Raw genomic sequence first — 404 nt, forward strand, 5'->3', positions numbered from 1 at the left:
TTGAGTGTTCACACAGATTTGCTTGATAGAAGATAGAGTAAAAGATGGGTCTGTAGCTCAGCTGGTTAGAGCGCACCCCTGATAAGGGTGAGGTCGGTGGTTCAAGTCCACTCTGACCCACCAATCCTTCCTTCTCAGCGTTGGAAAGTGACTCGTTTAGTGAACTAAATGTCGCCACTGTCCGCCTTGATAAGAAATGATTGGCAAACCAATCCTTTAAGAGGTTTGGAACATCTTATTTACTCGCACTGCATGTAAATGGGGCTATAGCTCAGCTGGGAGAGCGCCTGCCTTGCACGCAGGAGGTCTGCGGTTCGATCCCGCATAGCTCCACCATTTACTGCATTATGGTTAGAGATGCCAAAGATAAACTAAAACATTATCTTTGGCTTTTTTAAGCCCGC

The 404-nt window shown here is 46.5% G+C and carries 2 tRNA genes; both read left to right on the plus strand.

Features of this window, described 5'->3' with window-relative positions:
• Positions 1 to 46: 46 nt before the first annotated feature.
• Positions 47 to 123: transfer RNA gene (locus SHEWPOL2_RS22155), tRNA-Ile, on the plus strand.
• A 137-nt stretch (positions 124 to 260) separates the two neighbouring features.
• Positions 261 to 336 (plus strand) — tRNA-Ala (locus tag SHEWPOL2_RS22160).
• The last annotated feature ends 68 nt before the right edge of the window (positions 337 to 404 follow it).

It is taken from the genome of Shewanella sp. POL2 (assembly GCF_000282755.1).
Taxonomy (GTDB): Bacteria; Pseudomonadota; Gammaproteobacteria; order Enterobacterales; family Shewanellaceae; genus Shewanella; species Shewanella xiamenensis.